At 62.8% G+C, this 21392-nt stretch carries 19 protein-coding genes; 13 read left to right on the top strand and 6 right to left on the bottom strand.

The genetic code is table 11. The annotated features are described in order from the left end of the window. Nucleotides 1-18: 18 nt before the first annotated feature. The 10 genes from ltnD to HX898_RS30660 all read left to right on the top strand — a co-directional run bounded on the left by ltnD (nucleotide 19) and on the right by HX898_RS30660 (nucleotide 11585). Nucleotides 19-963, top strand: a complete 945-nt coding sequence (gene ltnD / locus HX898_RS30705) for an L-threonate dehydrogenase (protein WP_180196630.1) — start codon at nucleotides 19-21, stop codon at nucleotides 961-963. A 14-nt stretch (nucleotides 964-977) separates the two neighbouring features. Continuing rightward, nucleotides 978-1754 carry a 2-oxo-tetronate isomerase gene (otnI, locus tag HX898_RS30700; protein ID WP_180196629.1) on the top strand — a complete coding sequence of 259 codons (777 nt, stop codon included), beginning with the start codon at nucleotides 978-980 and terminating at the stop codon, nucleotides 1752-1754. A gap of 3 nt (nucleotides 1755-1757) precedes the next feature. After that, nucleotides 1758-3038: a 3-oxo-tetronate kinase gene (gene otnK / locus HX898_RS30695; protein WP_180196628.1), complete on the top strand. Its 1281-nt coding sequence runs from the start codon at nucleotides 1758-1760 to the stop codon at nucleotides 3036-3038. Nucleotides 3039-3193: 155 nt separating this feature from the next. Beyond that, entirely contained in the window at nucleotides 3194-4030 is an 837-nt protein-coding gene (locus HX898_RS30690; RefSeq protein ID WP_180196627.1) for a GNAT family N-acetyltransferase, read from the top strand. Nucleotides 4031-4043: 13 nt separating this feature from the next. After that, nucleotides 4044-5420 (top strand): aspartate aminotransferase family protein, encoded by a 1377-nt coding sequence (locus HX898_RS30685; RefSeq protein ID WP_180196626.1) that lies wholly within the window; start codon nucleotides 4044-4046, stop codon nucleotides 5418-5420. A gap of 223 nt (nucleotides 5421-5643) precedes the next feature. Continuing rightward, nucleotides 5644-6357 (top strand): HAD-IA family hydrolase, encoded by a 714-nt coding sequence (locus HX898_RS30680; RefSeq protein WP_180196625.1) that lies wholly within the window; start codon nucleotides 5644-5646, stop codon nucleotides 6355-6357. Between the two features lie 62 nt (nucleotides 6358-6419). Further along, nucleotides 6420-8030, top strand: coding sequence for an ABC transporter substrate-binding protein (locus HX898_RS30675; RefSeq protein ID WP_180196624.1), 1611 nt, complete (start codon nucleotides 6420-6422; stop codon nucleotides 8028-8030). 89 nt (nucleotides 8031-8119) lie between these two features. Then, nucleotides 8120-9070, top strand: coding sequence for an ABC transporter permease (locus HX898_RS30670; RefSeq protein ID WP_180196623.1), 951 nt, complete (start codon nucleotides 8120-8122; stop codon nucleotides 9068-9070). After that, on the top strand, nucleotides 9067-9933 hold the full coding sequence (locus tag HX898_RS30665; RefSeq protein WP_180196622.1) for an ABC transporter permease: 867 nt from the start codon (nucleotides 9067-9069) through the stop codon (nucleotides 9931-9933). The genes HX898_RS30670 and HX898_RS30665 overlap by 4 nt, the downstream gene beginning before the upstream one ends. Continuing rightward, on the top strand, nucleotides 9930-11585 hold the full coding sequence (locus HX898_RS30660) for an ABC transporter ATP-binding protein (protein ID WP_180196621.1): 1656 nt from the start codon (nucleotides 9930-9932) through the stop codon (nucleotides 11583-11585). Before HX898_RS30665 ends, HX898_RS30660 begins: the two co-directional genes overlap by 4 nt. Before the next feature lie 329 nt (nucleotides 11586-11914). Here HX898_RS30660 and HX898_RS30655 read toward each other — a convergent pair whose 3' ends face one another. Then, nucleotides 11915-12391 (bottom strand): Lrp/AsnC family transcriptional regulator, encoded by a 477-nt coding sequence (locus HX898_RS30655; RefSeq protein ID WP_003549758.1) that lies wholly within the window; start codon nucleotides 12389-12391, stop codon nucleotides 11915-11917. A 233-nt stretch (nucleotides 12392-12624) separates the two neighbouring features. On the opposite strand from HX898_RS30655, the gene HX898_RS30650 reads away from it, so the two are divergent. Beyond that, nucleotides 12625-13950, top strand: a complete 1326-nt coding sequence (locus HX898_RS30650; protein WP_180196620.1) for an FAD-binding oxidoreductase — start codon at nucleotides 12625-12627, stop codon at nucleotides 13948-13950. 112 nt (nucleotides 13951-14062) lie between these two features. Here HX898_RS30650 and HX898_RS30645 read toward each other — a convergent pair whose 3' ends face one another. From HX898_RS30645 to HX898_RS30630, 4 genes are read right to left on the bottom strand one after another with little or no spacing between them, the layout of a single operon-like run. Then, nucleotides 14063-14911 carry an alpha/beta hydrolase gene (locus HX898_RS30645; RefSeq protein ID WP_348649490.1) on the bottom strand — a complete coding sequence of 283 codons (849 nt, stop codon included), beginning with the start codon at nucleotides 14909-14911 and terminating at the stop codon, nucleotides 14063-14065. Between the two features lie 11 nt (nucleotides 14912-14922). Beyond that, nucleotides 14923-16410 carry an NAD-dependent succinate-semialdehyde dehydrogenase gene (locus tag HX898_RS30640; RefSeq protein WP_180196619.1) on the bottom strand — a complete coding sequence of 496 codons (1488 nt, stop codon included), beginning with the start codon at nucleotides 16408-16410 and terminating at the stop codon, nucleotides 14923-14925. 13 nt (nucleotides 16411-16423) lie between these two features. After that, on the bottom strand, nucleotides 16424-17653 hold the full coding sequence (locus HX898_RS30635) for an iron-containing alcohol dehydrogenase (RefSeq protein ID WP_180196618.1): 1230 nt from the start codon (nucleotides 17651-17653) through the stop codon (nucleotides 16424-16426). Continuing rightward, nucleotides 17650-18684 (bottom strand): Ldh family oxidoreductase, encoded by a 1035-nt coding sequence (locus tag HX898_RS30630; protein ID WP_180196617.1) that lies wholly within the window; start codon nucleotides 18682-18684, stop codon nucleotides 17650-17652. Before HX898_RS30630 ends, HX898_RS30635 begins: the two co-directional genes overlap by 4 nt. Before the next feature lie 96 nt (nucleotides 18685-18780). Here HX898_RS30630 and HX898_RS30625 point away from each other — a divergent pair, with 96 nt between their 5' ends. Together HX898_RS30625 and HX898_RS30620 are read left to right on the top strand one after the other, a co-directional pair. After that, nucleotides 18781-19479 (top strand): GntR family transcriptional regulator, encoded by a 699-nt coding sequence (locus HX898_RS30625; RefSeq protein WP_011649359.1) that lies wholly within the window; start codon nucleotides 18781-18783, stop codon nucleotides 19477-19479. A 54-nt stretch (nucleotides 19480-19533) separates the two neighbouring features. Then, nucleotides 19534-20127: a DJ-1/PfpI family protein gene (locus HX898_RS30620; RefSeq protein WP_180196616.1), complete on the top strand. Its 594-nt coding sequence runs from the start codon at nucleotides 19534-19536 to the stop codon at nucleotides 20125-20127. A 72-nt stretch (nucleotides 20128-20199) separates the two neighbouring features. On the opposite strand, the gene HX898_RS30615 is transcribed toward HX898_RS30620, so the two are convergent. Beyond that, complete coding sequence (locus HX898_RS30615; RefSeq protein WP_180196615.1) at nucleotides 20200-21390, bottom strand: Xaa-Pro peptidase family protein; 1191 nt, start codon at nucleotides 21388-21390, stop codon at nucleotides 20200-20202. Nucleotides 21391-21392: the final 2 nt, after the last annotated feature.

Below are 21392 nucleotides of genomic sequence, written 5' to 3'. Positions count from 1 at the left end.
AGACTGGAGAACATCCTCATGTCACCGCTTGCTGAAAACTCGGGCTCGGCCGTTGTCGCAGCCGTCATCGGTCTTGGTTCCATGGGGTTTGGAATGGCCCAGTCGATGAAGCGCGCAGGTCTCGACGTCGTTGGATATGACATCACGCCGGCGGCAGTGGACCGCTTCGTCGCCGATGGCGGACGTGGCGCGGCGACCCCTGCCGCTGCGGCAAAGGATGCCGACATAGTCGTCTCCGTGGTCGTCAACGGCGCGCAGACCGAGGCCGTGCTGTTCGGGCCCCACGGCGTCGCGAGCACAATGAAGCCCGGCGCCGTCTTCATCTCGTCGGCAACCATGGATCCCGCCGTCGCGCGCGATCTGGCCGGGCGGGTGGAGGCTCTCGGCCTGCATTACCTCGACGCGCCGATTTCGGGCGGTGCGGCCAAGGCGGCGCGTGGCGAACTGACGATCATGGCATCCGGCTCCGGACAGGCCTTCGATACGGCGCGCCCGGGTCTCGACGCCATGGCCGCCAAGGTCTACGAGCTCGGCGACGAGGCCGGAAAAGGCGCGGCCTTCAAGATGATCAACCAGCTTCTCGCCGGTGTGCACATCGCGGCCGCCTGTGAGGCCATAACCTTTGCCGCCAAGCAGGGCCTCGACCTCGACAAGGTCTATGAGGTGATCACGGCATCGGCCGGCAATTCCTGGATGTTCGAAAACCGCGTGCCGCATGTGCTGGCCGGAGACTATACTCCGCTCAGCAGCATCGAGATTTTCGTCAAGGATCTCGGTATCGTCCAGGACATGGCCCGCTCCGAGCGTTATCCCGTACCGCTCGCGGCAGCAGCCCTGCAGATGTATCTGGCCGCCTCCGGGGCGGGCATGGGCCGTGACGACGATTCCTCGCTGGCGCGGCTCTATGCCAAGCTTTCCGGCGCTGAATTGCCCAGCTCCACCAAAGAGCCGCAGAGCCTGTAAAAGGAACGCTAGATATGCCGGTTTTCGCCGCCAACCTGACGATGATGTTCAACGAATGGGCGTTCCTCGACCGCTTCGACGCCGCAGCCGATGCCGGGTTTGCCGCCGTCGAATATCTCTTCCCCTATGAAGCCACGCCGGAGGCAATTGCTGAACGGCTTGCGCGCAACAATCTGCAGCAGGCCTTGTTCAACCTGCCGCCGGGCGACTGGGCAGCAGGCGAACGTGGCATCGCCGCTCTTCCAGGACGGTTCGATGCGCTGAAAGAGGATGTCGAGCGGGCACTGGACTATGCGGCGGCAACGGGCGTCAGGCGGTTGCACCTGATGGCAGGCATCGCCGACCGTCACGACGAAGACGCCTCCTCCTCTTACCGGCACTCCGTCACCTACGCCGCGGGGCGGCTTGCTGAAAGAGGCATCGATCTCCTGCTCGAGCCGATCAACGGGCGCAACATGCCGGGATATTTCCTCAACGACTTCGGCGCCGCCGAGCGGCTGATTGCCGAATGCGGTCTGCCGAACCTGAAGCTCCAGTTCGACATCTATCACTGTCAGATCATCCATGGCGACGTCACCATGGCGTTGCGACGCCTGCTGCCGATCACCGGCCATATCCAGATCGCCAGCGTGCCGTCACGCAACGAGCCGGATGGGGAAGAGCTGAACTATCCCTATCTGTTCGGTGAAATCGACCGCCTCGGTTACGACGGTTTCGTCGGCTGCGAATACGTCCCGCGCGGCCACACGCTGGACGGTCTTGGCTGGTTCAAACCTTTTGCACGGAGCTAGACGATGGTTATTTTGCTCGGATCAATCGCTGACGACTATACGGGCGCCTCCGACCTCGCCAACACGCTGACGAAGAACGGTCTGCGCACGGTACAGACGGTCGGCATCCCCGACCCGTCGCTCGCCCTACCGGATGTCGACGCCGTGGTCATCTCCCTGAAGATCCGCTCCGTCCCGGCCTCGGACGCCGTTGCGGCGGCGGCGAGCGCCGAGCGATGGCTGCGTCAGCGGGGCGCCGGCCATGTGCTTTACAAGATCTGCTCGACCTTCGATTCCACCGATGCCGGCAATATCGGTCCGGTCACCGAGGCCTTGAGCGATGCTGCCGGCGGCGGCATCGTACTGGTAACGCCCGCCTTTCCGGAAACGGGACGCACCGTCTATCTTGGCCATCTGTTCGTTGGCGGACAGCCGCTGAACGAAAGCCCGCTCAAGGACCACCCCCTCAATCCGATGCATGACGCCAATCTCGTTCGGGTGCTCACCCGACAATCGCGCAACGCTGTCGGACTAATCGATCTGACGACCATCGCGGCCGGACCCGGCGCCGTCAAAGTGAGGCTCGATGCCTTTCGCACCGCAGGCGTCACTGCTGTTATCGCCGATGCGATTTTCGAACGGGATCTTGAAACGCTCGGCGAGGTCGCTCTCGAGACGCCGGTGTCCACCGGTGCGTCCGGCCTCGGCCTCGGCCTTGCCCGTGCGCTCGTCCGCTCCGGCCGGATATCCTCCGGCGGCGCAACGACGGCGGACGCCATTCGCCCGGTGGGCGGGCTTTCAGCGATCGTTGCCGGCAGTTGTTCCAAGGCGACACTCCATCAACTCGACATCGCCGAACGATCGATGCCCGTGCTGCGGCTCGACCCGGAGCGGCTGCTTGCCGGTCCCGATGAGATCGCCGCGGCAATTTCCTGGGCCGGAGACCGCATCTCCGCCGGCCCCGTCGTGGTCGCCGCGAGTGCTTCGCCTGAAACCGTGTCCCGGCTGCAATCGATCTATGGACGAGAGGCCTCCGGCCATGCGATCGAGACCGCGACGTCGATCATTACAGCCGAACTGGTGGAGAGAGGCGTGCGGCGCCTTGTGGTCGCCGGCGGCGAAACCTCGGGCGCGGCAGTCGACAGGCTCGCTATTCCGGCATTTCTGATCGGCCCGGAGATTGCGCCCGGCGTGCCGGTGCTGCGCACGGTCGGCAATGCGCAGGGCGACATGCTTCTGGCGTTGAAATCAGGAAACTTCGGAGGCGAAGATTTCTTTACGGCAGCGCTGGCGATGATGCACTGACAGGATCTCGATCGGATCGACATAGATTGGTTCTAGCATAAGATGCGGCGGCCCGTGACAGCAAAGCCATAAGATACTGCTTGAACCACGGCCTTCAGACGATCTGCCCGCCGGCGCTCCGGCAGACTGGCGGGCACGATATGAAGGACGCCCCCATGCAAACAAGTCAGATCGAAATCGTCCCGTTCGGGCCCGACCATCTGGAAGCCGCCGTCGCGCTCTCCCGACAGGCGGGCTGGCCGCATCGGACGGAAGACTGGCAGCTGGCGCTCGCCTTGAGCGACGGGATGGTTGCGGTCGAGGACGGCAAGGTCGTCGGCACCGTCCTCGTCACGCCGTATAAGGAAGATTGTGCGACCATCAACATGGTCATCGTCGACGAGACGATGCGCGGCAGGGGCCTCGGCCGCAAGCTAATGGACGCCGCACTGCTGATCGCCGGAGACCGGCCGCTGAGGCTGGTGGCGACGACGGCAGGCCTGCCGCTCTACCAGAAGCTTGGCTTCCACGAGACGGGAACCGTGGCACAACATCAGGGCCTTGCCGGAGACATCGCCGCGTCGGCGGAAACGCAAGCGGCTACAGACGCCGACCTCCCTGCTATCGTAGCCCTCGACCGACTTGCCTTCGGCGCCGATCGCGAAGGACTGCTCTCTTATTTCGCCGGGATCGGCGCATTCGCCGTCATTCGCCGCGACGGCCACCTTTCCGGCTTCGCTTGCCTGCGTCCCTTCGGGCGCGGCGAAGTGATCGGACCGGTGGTGGCCGCCGACCTCGGGCAAGCCAGGAAACTCATCGAACATTTCATCGCCAGACGGCCCGGACGGTTCCTCAGGGTCGACACCACGGCCGAGACCGGGCTTTCTCCGTGGCTCGCCGAACAGGGGCTCGCCCATGTCGGCGGCGGAATCACGATGAAAAAGCCGTTGGCCAACGATGCCGCCGATCCGACCGCCACCACCTTTGCCCTCGCCAGCCAGGCACTCGGCTGATCCGGAGATCTCCATGTACAGCAATTCCCTCATCGAACTCGATCGCGCCCACCTCATTCATCCGGTCGCCTCCTATCGCGGCCATGAAAAGCTTGGCGTGCGCGTGCTGGCCTCGGCCAAGGGCGCGACGGTCACCGACGCCTCCGGCAAGCAGCTGATCGACGGCTTCGCCGGCCTCTGGTGCGTCAATGCCGGTTACGGCCACGAAAGCATCGTCGAGGCGGCGGCCCGGCAGATGCGCGAGCTTCCCTATGCGACGGCCTATTTCGGCCTCGGCTCCGAGCCCGCGATCCGGCTTGCAGGCGAACTCGCCGACCGCGCGCCTGGCGATCTCAACCATGTCTATTTCACGCTCGGCGGCTCCGATGCGGTGGACAGCACGATCCGCTTCATCCGCTACTACTGGAACGCCCGTGGGCAGCCTCAGCGCGATCAGTTCATCTCGGTCGAACAGGGCTATCACGGCTCCTCGACGGTCGGTGCGGGTTTGACAGCGCTGCCGGCCTTCCATGCCGGCTTCGGTGTTCCCTTCGACTGGCAGCATAAGATTCCGTCTCACTATGCCTATCGCAACCCGGTGGGCGACAATCCGCAAGCGATCATCGACGCCTCGCTTGCGGCGCTGAGAAGCAAGGTCGAGGCGATCGGGCCGGAACGCGTTGCCGCTTTCTACGTCGAGCCGATCCAGGGCTCGGGCGGCGTTCTGGTGCCCCCGAAAGGCTGGATGAAAGCCATGCGCGAATTCTGCCGCGCGCACGACATCCTTTTCGTCGCGGACGAGGTGATCACCGGCTTTGGCCGCACCGGCCCGCTTTTTGCCTGCAGCGAGGATGAGGTCGTGCCCGACTTCATGACGACCGCCAAGGGCCTCACCTCCGGCTACGTCCCCATGGGCGCCGTCTTGATGGCCGATCACGTCTATGAAACGATTGCCGAAGGTGCCGGTGCCGCCGCCGTCGGCCATGGCTATACCTATTCGGCCCATCCCGTCAGCGCCGCGGTCGGCCTCGAAGTCCTGAAGCTCTACGAAAACGGCCTTCTCGAAAACGGCGTCAGGGCCGGTGCGCGGCTGATGCAGGGCCTGGAATCGCTGAGGGATCATCCGCTCGTCGGCGATGTCCGCGGCCGCGGCATGCTGGCCGCCGTCGAACTCGTGGTCGACAAGGTGAACAAAACGCCGTTGCCGGCATCCGCCGAACCCGCCCGCCGCATCTTCGATCGCGCCTGGGAGAATGGCCTCGTCATCCGCGCGTTCGGCAATGGTGTGCTCGGCTATGCGCCGCCGCTCTGCTGCACCGAAACGGAGATCGACGCGATCGTCGAGCGCACCCGCATCACGCTGGACGAGACGCTGGAGGACCCGGATGTGCGTCGGGCGCTGCAGGCCTGAGAATATCGGGAAACCGCCAGATTCGGTATTTTCTGCCGCCTTGTGACGCCTATTCGGCGAATCCGGCGCAGTGCAGGTGACAAACTGAAGTCAACGAAAGGCCTGGATCCCGACAGATGCGGGCCTTCCCATACAAGAGCGGGACAATGACCCCGCCAGCGGAACAGAATTTTCTTCTTCGAGAAGCCGAGCTCCCATCGGAGCCGAACACTGGGGAATTCACGTGAGCAAGAGCCTTTCGGAATTCAAATACATGACCTTCGACGTCGTCGGCACGCTTATCGACTTCGAAGGCGGCCTCAAGACCTGCTTCGCCGAAATCGCGGCCGAGGTCGGAAGCACAGTCGACGGCGAGCAAGCGCTTAGCCTCTACCGCGCAGCCCGCTACTCCAAGGATGCCGATCTCTTTCCGGACGACCTCGTGCGCGTCTACCTTGCGATCGCGCCGAAGCTCGGCCTGCCCACTGAGCAAAAATATGGCGAACGACTGCGGGACTCGGCGAAGAGCTGGAAGGGTTTTGCAGACAGTGCCGCGGCACTGGCCAGTCTTGCGAAGGATTACCGCCTCGTGGCGATGACCAATGCCCGCCGCTGGGCATTCGATTTCTTCGAGAAAGAGCTCGGCAATCCCTTTTATGCCGCCTTCACCGCGGATGATACCGGGACCGAGAAACCCGATCCCGCCTTCTTCGAGAAGGTATTCGCCTACGTTGCCTCGGAAGGACATTCGAAGGACGACATCCTGCATGTCGCCCAGAGCCAGTTCCACGATATCGGGATATCCAGGAAACTCGGGCTGACCAATTGCTGGATCGAGCGGCGCCATGCTGAGAAGGGTTACGGCGGCACGATCGAACCGGCCGAGTTCACCAAACCCGATTACCATTTCACCTCCATGGCCGGCCTTGCCGATGCCGTGGCCGCCGCGCGCGCCTGACTTTGAAGCAGATCGGGCCTGCCCGCAACGGGCAGCCCGCCACACAAGAAAAGGGGAATGAGATGAACGACAAGATCACCAATTGGACCAGATCCGACGACGCCATAGTCGAAAGCGCCATCCGTCGTGGCGCCACTCGTCGCGAGTTGCTGCATATGATGCTTGCGGGCGGCGTGGCCATATCAGCTGGCGGGCTCGTGCTTGGCCGCGCCGGCAAGGCGCTCGCCGCTACGCCCGTTTCCGGCGGCTCGCTCAAGGCGGCCGGCTGGTCGTCCTCGACGGCCGATACGCTCGACCCCGCCAAGGCGTCGCTCTCCACCGACTATGTCCGGTGCTGCTCCTTCTATAACCGCCTCACCTTCCTCGACAAATCAGGCACGCCGCAGATGGAGCTTGCCGAAGCGATCGAGTCCAAGGATGCGAAGACCTGGACGGTCAAGCTGAAGAACGGCGTTACTTTCCATGACGGCAAGCCGCTGACCGCCGATGACGTGGTTTTCTCGCTGAAGCGCCATCTCGACCCATCCGTCGGCTCGAAGGTCGCCAAGATCGCCGCCCAGATGACCGGCTTCAAGGCGGTCGACAAACAGACCGTCGAGATCACACTCGCCAGCCCGAATGCCGACCTGCCGACCATTCTGTCGATGCATCATTTCATGATCGTCGCCGACGGCACGACCGATTTCACCAAGGCCAACGGCACCGGCCCTTTCGTCAAGGAAGTCTTCGAGCCGGGCGTCCGGTCCGTCGGGATCAAGAACAAGAATTACTGGAAATCCGGCCCGAATGTCGATTCCTTCGAATATTTCGCGATCAGCGACGACAATGCCCGTGTAAACGCACTGCTTGCGGGCGACATCCATCTCGCAGCCACGATCAATCCGCGCTCTATGCGCCTCGTCGAGGCCCAGGGCGACGGCTTCACCTTGTCGAAGACCACGTCCGGCAACTATACCAATCTCAACATGCGACTGGATATGGAGCCCGGCAACAAGCGGGACTTCATCGAGGGCATGAAGTATCTCGTCAACCGCGAACAGATCGTCAAATCGGCGCTGCGCGGTCTCGGTGAAGTCGGCAACGATCAACCCGTTTCGCCGGCGAACTTCTATCATGACGCAGAGCTGAAAGCGCGAGCCTTTGATCCTGAGAAGGCGAAGTTCCACTTCGACAAGGCCGGCGTGCTTGGCCAATCCATCCCGATCATCGCTTCCGATGCGGCGAGCTCGTCGATCGACATGGCCATGATCATCCAGGCGGCCGGCGCCGAAATCGGCATGAAGCTCGATGTGCAGCGAGTGCCATCTGATGGTTATTGGGACAATTACTGGCTCAAGGCGCCGATCCACTTCGGCAATATCAACCCGCGGCCGACCCCCGATATCCTCTTCTCCCTGCTCTACACCTCGGACGCTCCGTGGAACGAAAGCCACTACAAGTCGGAGAAGTTCGACAAGATGCTGATCGAGGCGCGCGGCTCTCTCGATCAAGACAAGCGCAAGACGATCTACAACGAGATGCAGGGCATGGTCGCCCAGGAAGCTGGTACAATCATTCCGGCCTATATCTCGAACGTCGATGCCACGACCGCCAAGCTCAAGGGCCTGGAAGCCAACCCGCTCGGCGGCCAGATGGGATACGCTTTCGCGGAATATGTCTGGCTTGAAGCCTGATACAGCAAAGCAGACTGGGGCTGCAGCCGCGCCCCAGTTCCTCCATCTGCATTGATGGAACTTAACTCGAACGCAAAGGGAAGACGCCAGTGAACCGCCAGGTCTTATCCCTTGTACTGAGCAGATTGTTCGTCGCCGTGATCACCCTGGTGATCGTCTCCTTCGCCGTCTTCTTCGCGACAACACTGTTGCCTGGAGATACGGCCACGATCCTGCTCGGCCAAGCCGCCACCCCGGAAGCCGTCGAAGGCCTGCGCAAGGCCATGCATCTCGACGAGCCGGCGCTCTTTCGTTTCCTGCGCTGGTTAGTCGGGCTGCTGCAAGGCAACCTCGGCACGTCCTATGCCAACGACATGCCGATCGCCGCTCTCATCGCCGGCCGCTTCGTCAACACGCTGAAACTTGCCGGCGTCACCGCGCTTTTCTCCGTACCGATCGCGCTGACGCTCGGGATCACTGCGGCGATGCTGCGCGGCACCCTTTACGACCGGATCGTCACGGTAATCACCATCGGCGTCATCTCCGTGCCCGAGTTCATGGTCGCGACCTCCGCAGCGCTCATCTTCGCCGTCTATCTGAAATGGCTGCCGGCGCTGTCTTTCGCCAATGAAGTCCACAGTCTGACCGACCTGTTGCGCGTCTATGCCATGCCGGTGATCACCCTCACCTTCGTCGTCTCGGCCCAGATGATCCGCATGACGCGCGCGGCTGTCATCGAGACGCTCAACACACCCTATGTCGAGATGGCATTGCTCAAGGGCGCTTCCCGGCCGCGCATCGTTTTTCGTCATGCACTGCCGAATGCGCTCGGCCCGATCGTCAATGCCGTTGCGCTTTCGCTGTCCTATCTGCTCGGAGGCGTCATCATCGTCGAGACCATTTTCAACTATCCCGGTATCGCCAAACTGATGCTGGATGCCGTCGCCACCCGCGACCTGCCGCTGATCCAGAGCTGTGCGATGATCTTCTGCCTGGGCTACCTGCTCCTGATCACCATCGCCGATATCATCGCCATCCTTTCCAATCCGAGGCTACGATGACCATGACCAGTTCCGAAACCACCTCCGGCCGGCTGTCCGGAACCCGGTTTGGCTATCGCTTCAACATCGTCGGCGCGATTGGCTTCACTGTCATCCTCTTATGGGCGCTCGTCGCGATTTTCGCGCCATGGGTCATCCCCTACCCCGTCGGCGAGATCATCGATCTCGACTATTTCGGCCCGATGAGCCGGGAACTCTGGCTCGGCTCCGATTATCTCGGCCGCGACATGCTCTCAAGGATTCTGATGGGCGCACGCTACACGGTCGGTATCTCGCTGGCGGCGGTGACGATCGCCTGCTTCAGCGGCGTCGTGCTCGGCATGATCGCAGCAGTCGCCGGCGGCTGGCTGGACACGATCCTCAGCCGCTTCCTCGACGCCCTCAACTCCATCCCGAGCAAACTGTTCGGATTGGTGGTCGTCGCGGCCGTCGGCTCCTCGGTCCCGGTGCTGATCATGACGCTGTCTGTCATCTACATCCCCGGCGCCTACCGCTTCGCCCGGGCGCTCGCCGTCAACATCAATGCGATGGATTTCATCACGGTTGCGCGCATCCGCGGCGAAAGCACCCTCTATCTCATTCGCTCGGAAATCCTGCCCAACATCGTCGGGCCGGTGCTTGCCGATCTCGGCATCCGCTTCGTCTTCATCGTTCTGCTGCTCTCCGGACTTTCCTTCCTCGGCCTTGGCGTCCAGCCGCCCTATGCCGATTGGGGTGCGCTCGTGCGCGAGAACATCGGCGGCCTGCCATTCGGTGCGCCGGCGGTGATGTTCCCCTCGCTTGCCATCGCCAGCCTGACGATCAGCGTCAACCTGCTGATCGACAACCTGCCGCAGAAAATCCGCGACCGGAGTGTGTCATGAGCAATTTCATCGAAATCCGTGATCTGAAGGTCGAAGCCACCACCGATTCCGGCCGTCGCGTCGAGATCATCAAGGGTGTCAGCCTCGATGTTGCCGAGGGCGAAATCGTCGCGCTGATCGGCGAGAGCGGCTCGGGCAAGACAACCATCGCCCTGACCCTGATGGGCCATACCCGTGCGGGCTGTCGTATCTCCGGCGGCAGCGTTTCGGTCGGCGGCAAGGACATGGTCACGCTCAGCGAGAAGCAGCGCGCCAAGGTGCGCGGCACCGAAGTCGCCTATGTCCCGCAATCGGCGGCTGCCGCGTTCAACCCGGCCAAATCGATCATGGACCAGGTGATCGAAGTCACGCGTATTCACCAGCTGATGTCGCCGGACGATGCGCGTGCCCGGGCAGTCGAGCTCTTCCGGGCGCTGTCCCTGCCGGAACCCGAGACGATCGGCAGCCGTTATCCGCACCAGGTTTCCGGCGGCCAGCTGCAACGTCTGGCGGCCGCCATGGCGCTGATCGGCGACCCGACCCTCGTCATCTTCGACGAGCCGACGACGGCGCTCGACGTGACGACCCAGATCGAAGTCCTGCGGGCTTTCAAGTCGGTGATGAAGAAGGGTGGTATCGCTGGCGTCTATGTCTCGCACGACCTTGCCGTCGTCGCGCAGATCGCCGACCGCATCGTGGTGTTGAAAGGCGGAGAGACGCAGGAAACCGGCACCACCGACGAAATCCTCAACAATGCCAAGCACCCCTATACCAGGGAGCTGCTCGCAGCCTTCGAACCGAAACCGCGCGGCGCAACTGGCCTCGCCGAACCCGCGACGGCTCCCCTGCTGAGCATCGAAGGTCTTGTCGCGGGCTATGGGCAGCGCCAGGCTGACGGCCTGCCGCTCGTTCGCGCGGTCGAGCATGTGAGCCTGAAGGTGGAAAGAGGCCGCAATCTCGGCATTATCGGCGAATCCGGTTGCGGCAAGTCGACGCTCGCCCGCACAATCGCCGGCATCCTGCCGGCGGCGGTCGGCAAGATCGTCTTCGACGGCACGGAACTGCATCGCAACGCGCGCGAGCGCTCGCGCAATGAGTTGCGCGAGATGCAGATCGTCTTCCAATATGCCGATACCGCACTCAACCCGGCAAAATCGGTCGAGGACATTCTCGACAGGCCTCTGGTCTTTTACCACCGCATGGATCGAAAGGCGCGGAACGCCCGGATCGATCAACTGCTCGACATGGTACGCCTGCCCCGCAACCTGCGCCATCGCCGGCCGGGCGAACTCTCGGGCGGCCAGAAGCAACGTGTCAACTTCGCCCGGGCGCTCGCCGCCGATCCGAAGCTGATCCTCTGCGACGAGATTACCTCGGCGCTCGACACGGTGGTCGCCGCCGCGGTCATCGACCTGCTCAAGGAATTGCAACGCGAACTCGGCCTCTCCTACATCTTCATCAGCCACGACCTCTCGGTGGTGGAGGCGATCTGCGACGAGATCGTCGTGATGTATGGAGGCCGGAAGGTCGAGGAAATCACATCCCTGACGGTGAAGGCGCCGCAACACCCCTATTCGCAACTGCTCTTCTCATCGGTGCCAACGCTCGATCCGGCCTGGCTCGACGGGCTCCAGCAGGATCCGGAACTGGTGCGGGCTTATTGCCGGCATTGAGCGACGATTCTAACGCGAAATTTCTCGGGTCGGATTTGCTTCAAGAAATTAGGCAGCAAACTGCTCTGCCCTCCTCGAAACCAGAGTTGGGCGCTTGCCAGATCAAGCGCCCACCGGGTCAGGTCGTGCTGGAAAGCCTCGACTCCGCGGCAGGAGCCCAGCAAGTGGCAGCGAACATGGCTTTGGAAGGTAAGGCCGAAATTTTGTCGCAAGTCCTTCCAACCGGTAGAAGCTTAGAGTTATAGGGAGAACAACCTGCGACAGAGAGAGCAGTATCCGCGCAGGACTGATGAGTGACGCAAAAACTGCTCACTTTTGCTGAAATAGCCCTAATGCGGAAACAAGGTGGTTAGCGGCATGTGGGCCTTGATGATCGGCGATTTCAGGACGACGAAGCTGAAATACTTGTCGATGCCGACGTCCATATCGGTAAGGCGCTCCATGATCGTCTGGTATTCGTCGATCCCGGCGGTGACGAATTTCAGCAGATAATCGTAGCCGCCCGAAACCAGATGGCATTCGATCACCTGGTCAACTTTTTCGATCGCCGCCAGGAAGCGAGCGAAATCGATCTGCCGATGGTTCTTCAGGGTGATCTCGGTGAACACAGTCAGCGTCTGCCCAAGTTTGCTGACGTTGATCTGAGCCGAATAACCTTCGATATAGCCCTCCGACTGCAGCTTCTTTACCCGCATCAGGCAGGGGCTCGGCGACAGATTGACCAGTTCGGCGAGTTCCACATTGGTGACGCGGCCATTCTTCTGCAGTTCGTAAAGGATTTTTACGTCGATCCGGTCGAGTTTCATCTCATACGCCCTCACTTGCTGGAGATCGCCAATGACGCAGCAGATTATGCTGCTTGTTCCCGGCACCAACCTTAGCACATGACGTTGGCCTGTCGATCGCGTTGCGAGACAGGCCGAAGCACAAACGGCTGCTGGTATCCTCCCAACACGGAATCTTCTGCTGCCGCCAACCGATCTCCGGCAAAGCCGTGGCGTCGGATCCGCTACACTACCGTTAAAACGGAGACTCTCCCATGCCCGCACCTCTCACTCGCGTCGACACCACGCCGGAACTGCCTTCCACCGCTGATGTCGTGGTTATCGGCGGCGGCATCGTCGGCGTTTTCACGGCCTATTATCTCGCCCGGCGCGGATTGAAGGTGGCCCTGGTCGAGAAGGGTCTGATCGGCGCCGAACAATCGAGCCGCAACTGGGGCTGGTGCCGCCAGCAGAACCGCGACGCCCGCGAATTGCCGATGTCGACGAAGAGCCTCGACCTGTGGGAGCGCTTCGCCACTGAGACCGGGGAGGACACCGGGTTCCGTCGTTGCGGCCTCTTCTATCTGAGCAATAGCGAAGAGGAACTGTCCGCCTGGGCACGCTGGCGCGATTTCGCCCGCTCGGTCGGCGTCACGACACTTATGCTGAGCAGCGCCGAGGCGACCGAACGCGGGCGTGCCACCGGCACCTCATGGAAAGGCGGGGTGTTTTCGCCGACCGACGGCACCGCTGATCCGGCGAGCGCTGCGCCAGCCGTCGCGCGCGCGATCCTGAAACTCGGCGGCACGGTGCATCAGTCCTGTGCGGCCCGCGGTCTCGACGTCGAAGGCGGCAGGCTCTCGGGCGTCGTCACCGAGCATGGCACGATCCGGACAAAGATTGCGGTCCTCGCCGGCGGCGCCTGGGCCTCCTCCTTTTGCCGCCAGCTCGGTATTCGATTTCCGCAAGCCTCGATCCGCTCCTCGATCCTCTCCGTTTCCGCGGGTGCCGACGGCCTGCCGGATGCATTGCATACATCAGCCGTGTCGGTGACGCGACGCCGCGATGGCGGCTACACGCTGGCGATCAGCGGCCGCGGCCGCGTCGATCCGACCCCACAGCAGTTCCGCTTCGCGCCACAGTTCCTGCCGATGTTCGTCCGGCGCTGGCGCAGTCTCGCACCCGGCGGGTTGGAAGGTTTTCGCTCAGGGCATGAATCTCTGGCACGCTGGCGGCTCGACAGGCCGACGCCGATGGAGCGCATGCGCATCCTCGACCCGACGGTAGACGAGGCCACCATTGCCCTCACGCATTCGCGGGCACTCGAACTTCTGCCCGCCTTGAAGAAAACCGACATCAGCGCGACCTGGGCAGGCTATATCGACAGCACGCCCGATGGCGTGCCGGGGATCGGTGAGATCGCCACCCTGCCGGGTTTCATCCTCGCTGCCGGCTTCAGCGGCCACGGCTTCGGCATCGGACCGGGCGCCGGTCATCTGATCGCCGATATCGTCACGGGCGATGAGCCGATCGTCGATCCGAGGCCCTACCATCCCGACCGCTTCGGGGGATCCGCCTGGGGCAAAGTCGCCGATTTTTAGGGCACGGTCGGCCTTTGCGCGACGTTCGACGACGCGGATCGGCACGACTTGGTACCGGCCATAGGAGCCGATGCATCACGCTTCGATTGCCACGATCACGAAAAACCGGCGGTCAAGGGAAGGTGTATCGCTTCGGTTCCTCACCGGCATCATTGGCAATCAAGGCGCGCAATGCTGCCGCCACAGGCGTGCCAGCGACGGCGAGATCGCGTACCGTGCTCATGTGATTGCCGTCTGCGACCTGCGATGCCCGCACGTCAAGCCCTTGGGTGGCAAGAATGTCCCTGAACGCATTTGCCTGGATTTTGAACGGACCAGTTTCCAGTTCGCCGGTCATGATATCGACACGTGTTGCAGGATCGTGCTCCTGATGCATGGGCGTAAACCGTCGCACCTCCTCGTCGCTCAAGGCGATCTCGTCACGCAGGAAAGACGTCTGCAAGGGTTCGAGATCGTATAGCCCGCCGAGCAGGAAAGCAGCAACTACACCCGAAGGCGCTGGCGAGCGATGGAAGAGAAAGGTTGCAAGATGTGCACCGGCGGAGTGGCCGCTGACGGAGAACCGCTTTGACGTGGCGCCAAAACGATCGGCATGCGCCAGCAGGAAAGCCTTGGCCTTCAGGACCTGATCAATCAGGACGTCCATTCTCGCCATGGGCATCAACGAATAATCGACGATGGCTGCGACCGCGCCGGCGCCGGTGATCGTTTCAGCGACGCAGGAATAGTCCTCCTTGGAAAACATCCGCCAATAACCACCATGGATGAACATGTGGATCGGCATGTCCGAGCCGGCGCTGTTTGGCAGGAAGATATCGAGCGTCTCGCCCGGCGCAGTCCCATAGGCGATGTTGGCCTCCATGGCGACAGTGCGCCGCGTTGCAAGGCTGCGAGCGCGGATATCGGCAACGATTTCGTCGAAATCTGCGACATGGTCACGAATGCGAAACGGATCGGCCACAAGTTCCTCCCTCAGAAACTTGTCGCAATGTACTTGGCTTCCATGAACTCCGCGATACCGTGGTGCTGCCCTCCTTCACGCCCAAGGCCGCTCTGTTTCACACCGCCAAAGGGGGCAGCGGGATCGGAGACCAGTCCACGATTAAGCGCGATCATTCCAGCCTCGACCTTGGAGGCGACCCGCATGCCGCGGCCAATGTCGCGGGTATAGATGTAGGCGGCGAGGCCATATTCCGTATCGTTGGCGGCAGCGATCGCCTCCGCCTCGCTCTCGAAACGGTAGAGCGGCGCGACGGGACCGAAAATCTCCTCGCACCCCATGTCGGAGGCCGGGGAAACATCGACGAGCACCGTCGGTGGATAGAAGAAGCCGCGTTCTGCCAATGTTCGTCCGCCGCAGAGCGCGCGCGCGCCGCGCGAAATGGCGTCTGCAACAAGGCGCTCGATCTTCTCCACCGCCTTGCGTGTGATCATCGGACCGCACTCGGTATCCAGATCCACACCCGGACCGACCCTGAGGGCGGCCATGCGTCGGGTAAATTTTTCCGCAAAGGCATCGTGGATACCGGACTGGACATAAATGCGGTTTGCAGCCGTGCAGGCCTCACCCGCATTGCGCATTTTCGCGACCATCAGACCCTCGATCGCCGCGTCGATGTCCGCATCGTCGAAAACGATGAACGGCGCGTTGCCGCCAAGTTCCATGGAGCAGGAGATGACATTTTTCGCCGCTTCCGCCAGAAGCGTGCGGCCGACGCCCGTCGAGCCTGTGAAGGAGAGTTTTCGCACGCGCGGGTCGGTCAGCATGGCGGCGATGACGGGGCCTGGCGTCGATGTTGTCATCACGTTCACGACACCCGGCGGCACGCCAGCCTCCTCGTAGAGAGCCGCAAGCGCATAGGCCGTCAGCGGCGTCTCGCTCGCCGGCTTCAGAATGACGGTGCAGCCTGCGGCAAGGGCCGGCGCGATCTTGCGGGTCGCCATCGCGGCCGGGAAATTCCACGGTGTGATGAGAACGCAGATGCCGATAGGCTGGTAATCGACGACGATGCGGTTTCCACCGGCCGGGGCAGTGCCGAACTCACCAGAGCTGCGCACCGCCTCCTCGGCGTTCCAACGAAAGAACTCCGCCGCATAGGCCACCTCGCCGCGTGCGTCGCGCAACGCCTTGCCGTTCTCGAGCGAAATCAGCCTGGCAAGCGTTTCGGAGCGCTCCACCATAAGTTCGAAGCAGCGGCGCAGAATCTCGGAACGCTTTCTCGGCGGCGTCTCGCGCCAACCTTCCGCGGCGCCTGCGGCAGCCTCCACGGCCACTGCCGCATCCGCAAGGGTCGCATCGGGCACGGAGGCAATGGCCGCCTCGGTCGAGGGGTCTATCACGTCGATCCGCCCCTCGCCAGCCGCAGGCCGCCAGGCGCCGCCTATATAGAGGCCGCGGGAGAACGAGTTGAGCCCGAAGGGATCGTGGTCTGGATGTGAAGAATGCTGGTTGACGTTCATGATGATTTCCAAGTCAGAGGGCGGAAGCGGCCAGGTCGCCGTCATAAGCGGCGCGCACCAGGCCGCGCATGGCGGCCGCATCGAAGGAGCGGGGGTTATTCTTGATCAGCCGGCCGATGCCGAGCGCCTGCTCTGCGGCCCAGTCGATCCGGTCTTCCGGCAGGCCGAGCCCGGCAAGCGTCGGCGAGATGCCGATCGCGGCGAAGAGGCGGCACACCTCGCCAATCGCGGCATTGGCAACCGTTTCGTCGTCCTCCACGCCGGTGGGATCGAGACCGAGCGCCCTGCCGACAACAGCAATTTCCGCTGTAGCGACACGGCGATTATATGTCATCACATAGGGCAGCATGGTCGCAACCCCGAGCCCATGCGGCGTATGGGTCAAGGCACCGACCGGATATTGCACGGCATGGGCCGCAGCGGTACCCGCCGTTCCGAAGGCGCAGCCGGCTGCGAGCGCACCCATCATCACATCGGCGCGCGCATCGATGTCGGAGCCGTCGGTAAAGGCCTTTTCCAAGCTCCGGCTGAGGAGCCGGATGGCATGCAGCGCGAACTGGTCGGAAAGATCGCTCTTGCCGATGAAGACATGCTGCTGCGCGAGTTCAGGATCGCCGGGGCGGCGCATGGCCGTAAAGGCTTCGATGGCATGCGTCAGCGCATCCGCACCAGCAACCGCGGTCAGGCCCGGCGGGCAGGAGAGCGTGAGTTCCGGGTCGCAAATCGCCGCTGCGGCAATGAGATAGGGGCTCGAAATGCCAACCTTCAGCGTACGATCGGGATCGGAAACAACCGCAACCGGCGTCACCTCGGAGCCCGTGCCTGCCGTCGTCGGCACGGCGATGACCGGCAGGACGGGCGCCGGCACCTTGAACTCACCGTAGTAATCGGCGAGCGCGCCGCCATGAGCCAGCAGGAGCGAAGCGCATTTCGCCATGTCGAGACAGCTGCCGCCACCGATGCCGATCACCATATCGGGCTCAAAGCCGCGCGCGGCTTCAACGCAAACCGCGACCGTATCTTGCGGCACGTCCGGCAGCGTCCGGTCATGCACCAGGACGACAATGCCGGCTGCTTCAAGCGCGGCGATCATTTCCGCGAAGACGGGTGTTGCGGCAAAACGCGCATCGGTGCAGACGAGAGCGCGCCGGCCGGTCCTGCTGGCGACGCTCGCGAGCGCATGGCGCTGGCCGACGCCAAACAGGATTTCCCGCGGCAGCCTCAAGGCGGCAAACAGGCTCATAATCTTTGTCCCTCGAAGGCCAGGATGCGGGGGCGCGAAAGCGCGTTGAGGTCTTCCCAGAGGCGCTGGTCGATCTCGAACCCGTTGCGGCTTGCCGCCGCCCGCCGCCGGCGGGCACGATCGCCCGGGACGAGAACCGGTTCGCCGGCGCTGGCGGGTGGTGAACCGCGCACGGCATCGAGATAGGTCGACAGTCGCGCCGGCAGTCCCGGCGCCAGACTGGGCTCGATCAAAATGAAGACGTCGCCCTTGTTGCACGGCGACTGGCTGTCGAGCGTGCCGCGCACTTCCGGCGCTAGCGCCGAGCCGGCAAGAGCTGCCACCAGCAGCTCCAAAGCGATACCGAGGCCGTAGCCCTTCGCGTCGCCGAAGGGCGCAATCGCGCCGGCCTTCGCACGCCCCGGATCGGTCGTCGGGTTACCGGCCGCATCGCGCGCCCATCCCTCGGGAATAGGTCTGCCGGTCGCCGCGTGATGATGGATCCTGCCCATCGGCACGAGGCTGGTGGCCAGGTCGAGCACGAGCGGTTCCTCGGCGGTCGGCACGGCGATGGCGATGGGGTTGGTGCCGAGCATGGCCCGGGTGCCGCCGAAGGGATGGACCAGCGCCTCGCTTGACGAGAGCGCGATGCCGACGAAACCCATTGCAGCGATGGCCTCCACATAATGCGCGAGCATTCCGAGATGGTTGGCATTGCGCACGGCGACAAGGCCGATACCAAGATCCGCAATGTGCGGCGCCAGCCGTTCGATCGCGGCCATGGCGACGACGGGGCCAAATCCCGACGACCCCTCCACCTCCAGCACCGCATCCGCGCGCCAGCGCTGGGTGCCCTTCGTCTGCGGGTCAATGACCCCGCGCTCGATCCGTTCGACCAGCCGCGGAAGCCGGTACAGGCCATGCGAAGGGTGCCCCTTCATCTCCGCCGTCACCAGGACGCGAGCCTGCAGGGCCGCATGGTCACGCGGTGCGCCATGCTCTTCCAGCAGGCGGGTGGCAAGCGCAAGCGCTGCCGCTTCGGATACGCGCATGATTTTTCCTCCCTATATTAAATCGTATAGGATATAGGATTGTCTTGGCCGCAGCATCGTGCTAGCGATTGAACCTGTCAAGAGGCAAGCCAGCAGATGATTTCGACGAGACCGAAGGAACCCTCAACGGGCACAACCCAGATACCGCGCGCCAACAGCCTGGCGGGCGACGTCTACGAGGCAATTTTCAACCAGCTCATGTCGTTGAAGATTGCGCCAGGGACGCGCATCACGGTCGACAACCTGGTCAAGGAGTTCAACGTCTCCCATACGCCGATCCGCGAAGCCCTCGGCCGGCTTGAAGGCGAAGGCCTTGTCGTCAAGCAGCATCTCGTTGGCTATCGTGCCGCGCCCCAGATCACGCGCCACCGCTTCGACGAGCTCTATGAACTGCGTCTACTGTTGGAACCTGCCGGCGCTGCGAAGGCAGCCGAGGCGATGAACGACGAAAAGCTCGCCATTCTCACCGAGGCCGCAGGCGTGATGACACGCAGCGACAACAGGGACGAACGAGCGAACTATTCGGCCTTCGCGCGCCAGGACGCCATCTTTCACGACCGGATCATGGAATTTGCCGGCAACGAGTTGATCCGCGAGATGCTGACATTCCAGCACACGCATTTCCATATCTTCCGCCTGATGTTCCATCGCCGCGTCACCGAGGAGGCGCTCGCCGAGCATCAGACGCTGCTCGATGCCTTTGCGGCGCGCGACCCGGGCGCGGCTGCGAACGCAATGCGCATTCATATCGAACACTCGCGCGACCGGTTGTTGCCGGCATTCGACGAAATCTGAGCAACCTGGCAGGCACGATCGTGCCTGCCCGATCTGACAAGAGGAGGAGAACCCATGCCAGGCAAGAAAATCCTGATGCTCACCGGCGATTTCACCGAGGAGTACGAAATCTTCGTCTATCAGCAGGCGATGGAGGCGGTCGGCCACACGGTGCACATCGTGTGCCCGGACAAGAAGGCCGGCGACATCCTCAGGACGTCGCTGCACGATTTCGAGGGAGACCAGACCTACACCGAAAAACTCGGGCACAACGTCACCATCAACAAGACGTTTTCCGAGGCCGAGAACCAGCTCGACCAGTATCATGCCGTCTACTGCGCCGGCGGGCGTGGACCGGAATACATCCGCACCGACAAGCGGGTGCAGGCAATGGTGCGTCATTTCCACGAGCAGAAGAAGCCGATCTTCACTATCTGCCACGGGGTCCAGATCCTGATCGCGGTCGACGGTGTCGTTCGCGGCAAGAAGGTGGGTGCACTTGGGGCCTGCGAACCGGAGGTCACCCTGGCGGGCGGAACCTATATCGACCTCTCGCCAACCGAAGCCTATGTCGACGGCACGATGGTTTCGGCCAAGGGCTGGACGGCGCTCGCCGCCTTTATCCGCGAATGCCTGAAGGTGCTGGGGACGGAGATCCACCACACCTGAGACGACGGTACCAAATAGCAGAAGGCCTAGCAGGTGACATCTGCCAGGCCTTCTTTGCGGTTTGGCCTGCAATCACGCTCCACCGCGGTTCCAGCCGCGGCCACGGTCGCCGAACATTTCATAGCCGCCATCGGTGATGGCAAGCGTATCCTCCAGCTTGATGAATCCGCGCTTTGGGTGAAGCATCGTCGTCTCGACCGAGATCACGCTCCCGACTTCCAGCGGTTTGTCGGCATCGATGCCATCATAGGTGACGGGGTGGTTCGTCATGAGGAATGGCGCTTCGTGGGTGATGAGGCCCATTCCATGGCAGAAGAAGTCGGTGAAGGCTGCCGACGGCGAGGCCTTGAGCTCGGCTTCTGCTGCCTCGATCATCTGACTGCCCGCAGCCCCTGCTCTGACCTTGGCGAAGGCCGCTTGCTGGATGCATTCGACTTCGGCCAGAAGGTCCTCCAGCTCCGCATCCGGCTCGCCGAGCACACCCATGCGGCAGAGGTCACCGATATATCCGTGATAGTTGCCGCCAGAATCGATCGACAGGATCTCGCCGTCGACCCAGGCCTGCGGCGAGCCCGCGCGGTTGTGGCTGGAGCCAAGCGTCAGCAGGCAATATTCGAAGTGCAGGCCGCGGTTCGTTTCCTCCCGGCGCAGCTGCTCGATGATCTCCATCTTCGTCGAGCCGGCGCGGGCCGCCGCGACTGTCGCCAGCATAGAGTCGGTAATCAGTTCGGAGGCGCGTCTCAGCTTTGCCAGTTCATCCGGCGTCTTGACCGCCCTTAGCCGCTCCAACACATGCGTGGCATCGACAAATCGAGCGCCATCCAGCCGAGAGGCAAGCAGGTCGCGGGCGTCGGATGGCAGGAAGGCTGGCTCGATGCCGATGCGCCCACCGGCCTTGCCGATTTTCTTCAGGTGCTCGACGGCAAGCCCGGCGGCATCCTGCGTGCCCCAGGTTGCCGTATGCACGGCGGGTGTCCAGAATGGATTGTTCTGGTGCTCTGCGCCCTCCATGCGGTTCCCCACATAGGCGGCGTGATCAGGCGCTCCTTTCTCATAAATCACCATCGGCAGGTACCGGCTATGCCCGATCGCATCCATGGCGGCGAAGAAGATGAACTTATAGCCGCCCATGAGATATTGCGTGTTGTGTTTGGAGGTGGCGACGATGACGTCGATACCGGCTTCCTCCATGAGACGGTCGAGCTTGGCCGTATCGAACGGCGTCACGGCGGCCTGCCTTGTTTGCCCTGCATTGTCGTTCATTG

Source organism: Rhizobium sp. WYCCWR 11128, assembly GCF_013416305.1.
In the GTDB taxonomy this organism is placed as follows: Bacteria; Pseudomonadota; Alphaproteobacteria; order Rhizobiales; family Rhizobiaceae; genus Rhizobium; species Rhizobium indicum.
The sequence above is the reverse complement of the archived record's forward strand: the minus strand, read 5'-3'. Positions and strand labels throughout refer to the sequence as shown.

Coding starts and splice junctions, on each gene's coding strand:
- HX898_RS30690 (WP_180196627.1), top strand. CDS start 3,194: ATGCAAACAAGTCAGATCGAAATCGTCCCGTTCGGGCCCGACCATCTG.
- ltnD (WP_180196630.1), top strand. CDS start 19: ATGTCACCGCTTGCTGAAAACTCGGGCTCGGCCGTTGTCGCAGCCGTC.
- HX898_RS30665 (WP_180196622.1), top strand. CDS start 9,067: ATGACCATGACCAGTTCCGAAACCACCTCCGGCCGGCTGTCCGGAACC.
- HX898_RS30660 (WP_180196621.1), top strand. CDS start 9,930: ATGAGCAATTTCATCGAAATCCGTGATCTGAAGGTCGAAGCCACCACC.
- HX898_RS30685 (WP_180196626.1), top strand. CDS start 4,044: ATGTACAGCAATTCCCTCATCGAACTCGATCGCGCCCACCTCATTCAT.
- HX898_RS30675 (WP_180196624.1), top strand. CDS start 6,420: ATGAACGACAAGATCACCAATTGGACCAGATCCGACGACGCCATAGTC.
- HX898_RS30640 (WP_180196619.1), bottom strand. CDS start 16,410: ATGAACGTCAACCAGCATTCTTCACATCCAGACCACGATCCCTTCGGG.
- HX898_RS30615 (WP_180196615.1), bottom strand. CDS start 21,390: ATGAACGACAATGCAGGGCAAACAAGGCAGGCCGCCGTGACGCCGTTC.
- HX898_RS30650 (WP_180196620.1), top strand. CDS start 12,625: ATGCCCGCACCTCTCACTCGCGTCGACACCACGCCGGAACTGCCTTCC.
- HX898_RS30620 (WP_180196616.1), top strand. CDS start 19,534: ATGCCAGGCAAGAAAATCCTGATGCTCACCGGCGATTTCACCGAGGAG.
- HX898_RS30625 (WP_011649359.1), top strand. CDS start 18,781: ATGATTTCGACGAGACCGAAGGAACCCTCAACGGGCACAACCCAGATA.
- otnI (WP_180196629.1), top strand. CDS start 978: ATGCCGGTTTTCGCCGCCAACCTGACGATGATGTTCAACGAATGGGCG.
- HX898_RS30655 (WP_003549758.1), bottom strand. CDS start 12,391: ATGAAACTCGACCGGATCGACGTAAAAATCCTTTACGAACTGCAGAAG.
- HX898_RS30630 (WP_180196617.1), bottom strand. CDS start 18,684: ATGCGCGTATCCGAAGCGGCAGCGCTTGCGCTTGCCACCCGCCTGCTG.
- HX898_RS30635 (WP_180196618.1), bottom strand. CDS start 17,653: ATGAGCCTGTTTGCCGCCTTGAGGCTGCCGCGGGAAATCCTGTTTGGC.
- otnK (WP_180196628.1), top strand. CDS start 1,758: ATGGTTATTTTGCTCGGATCAATCGCTGACGACTATACGGGCGCCTCC.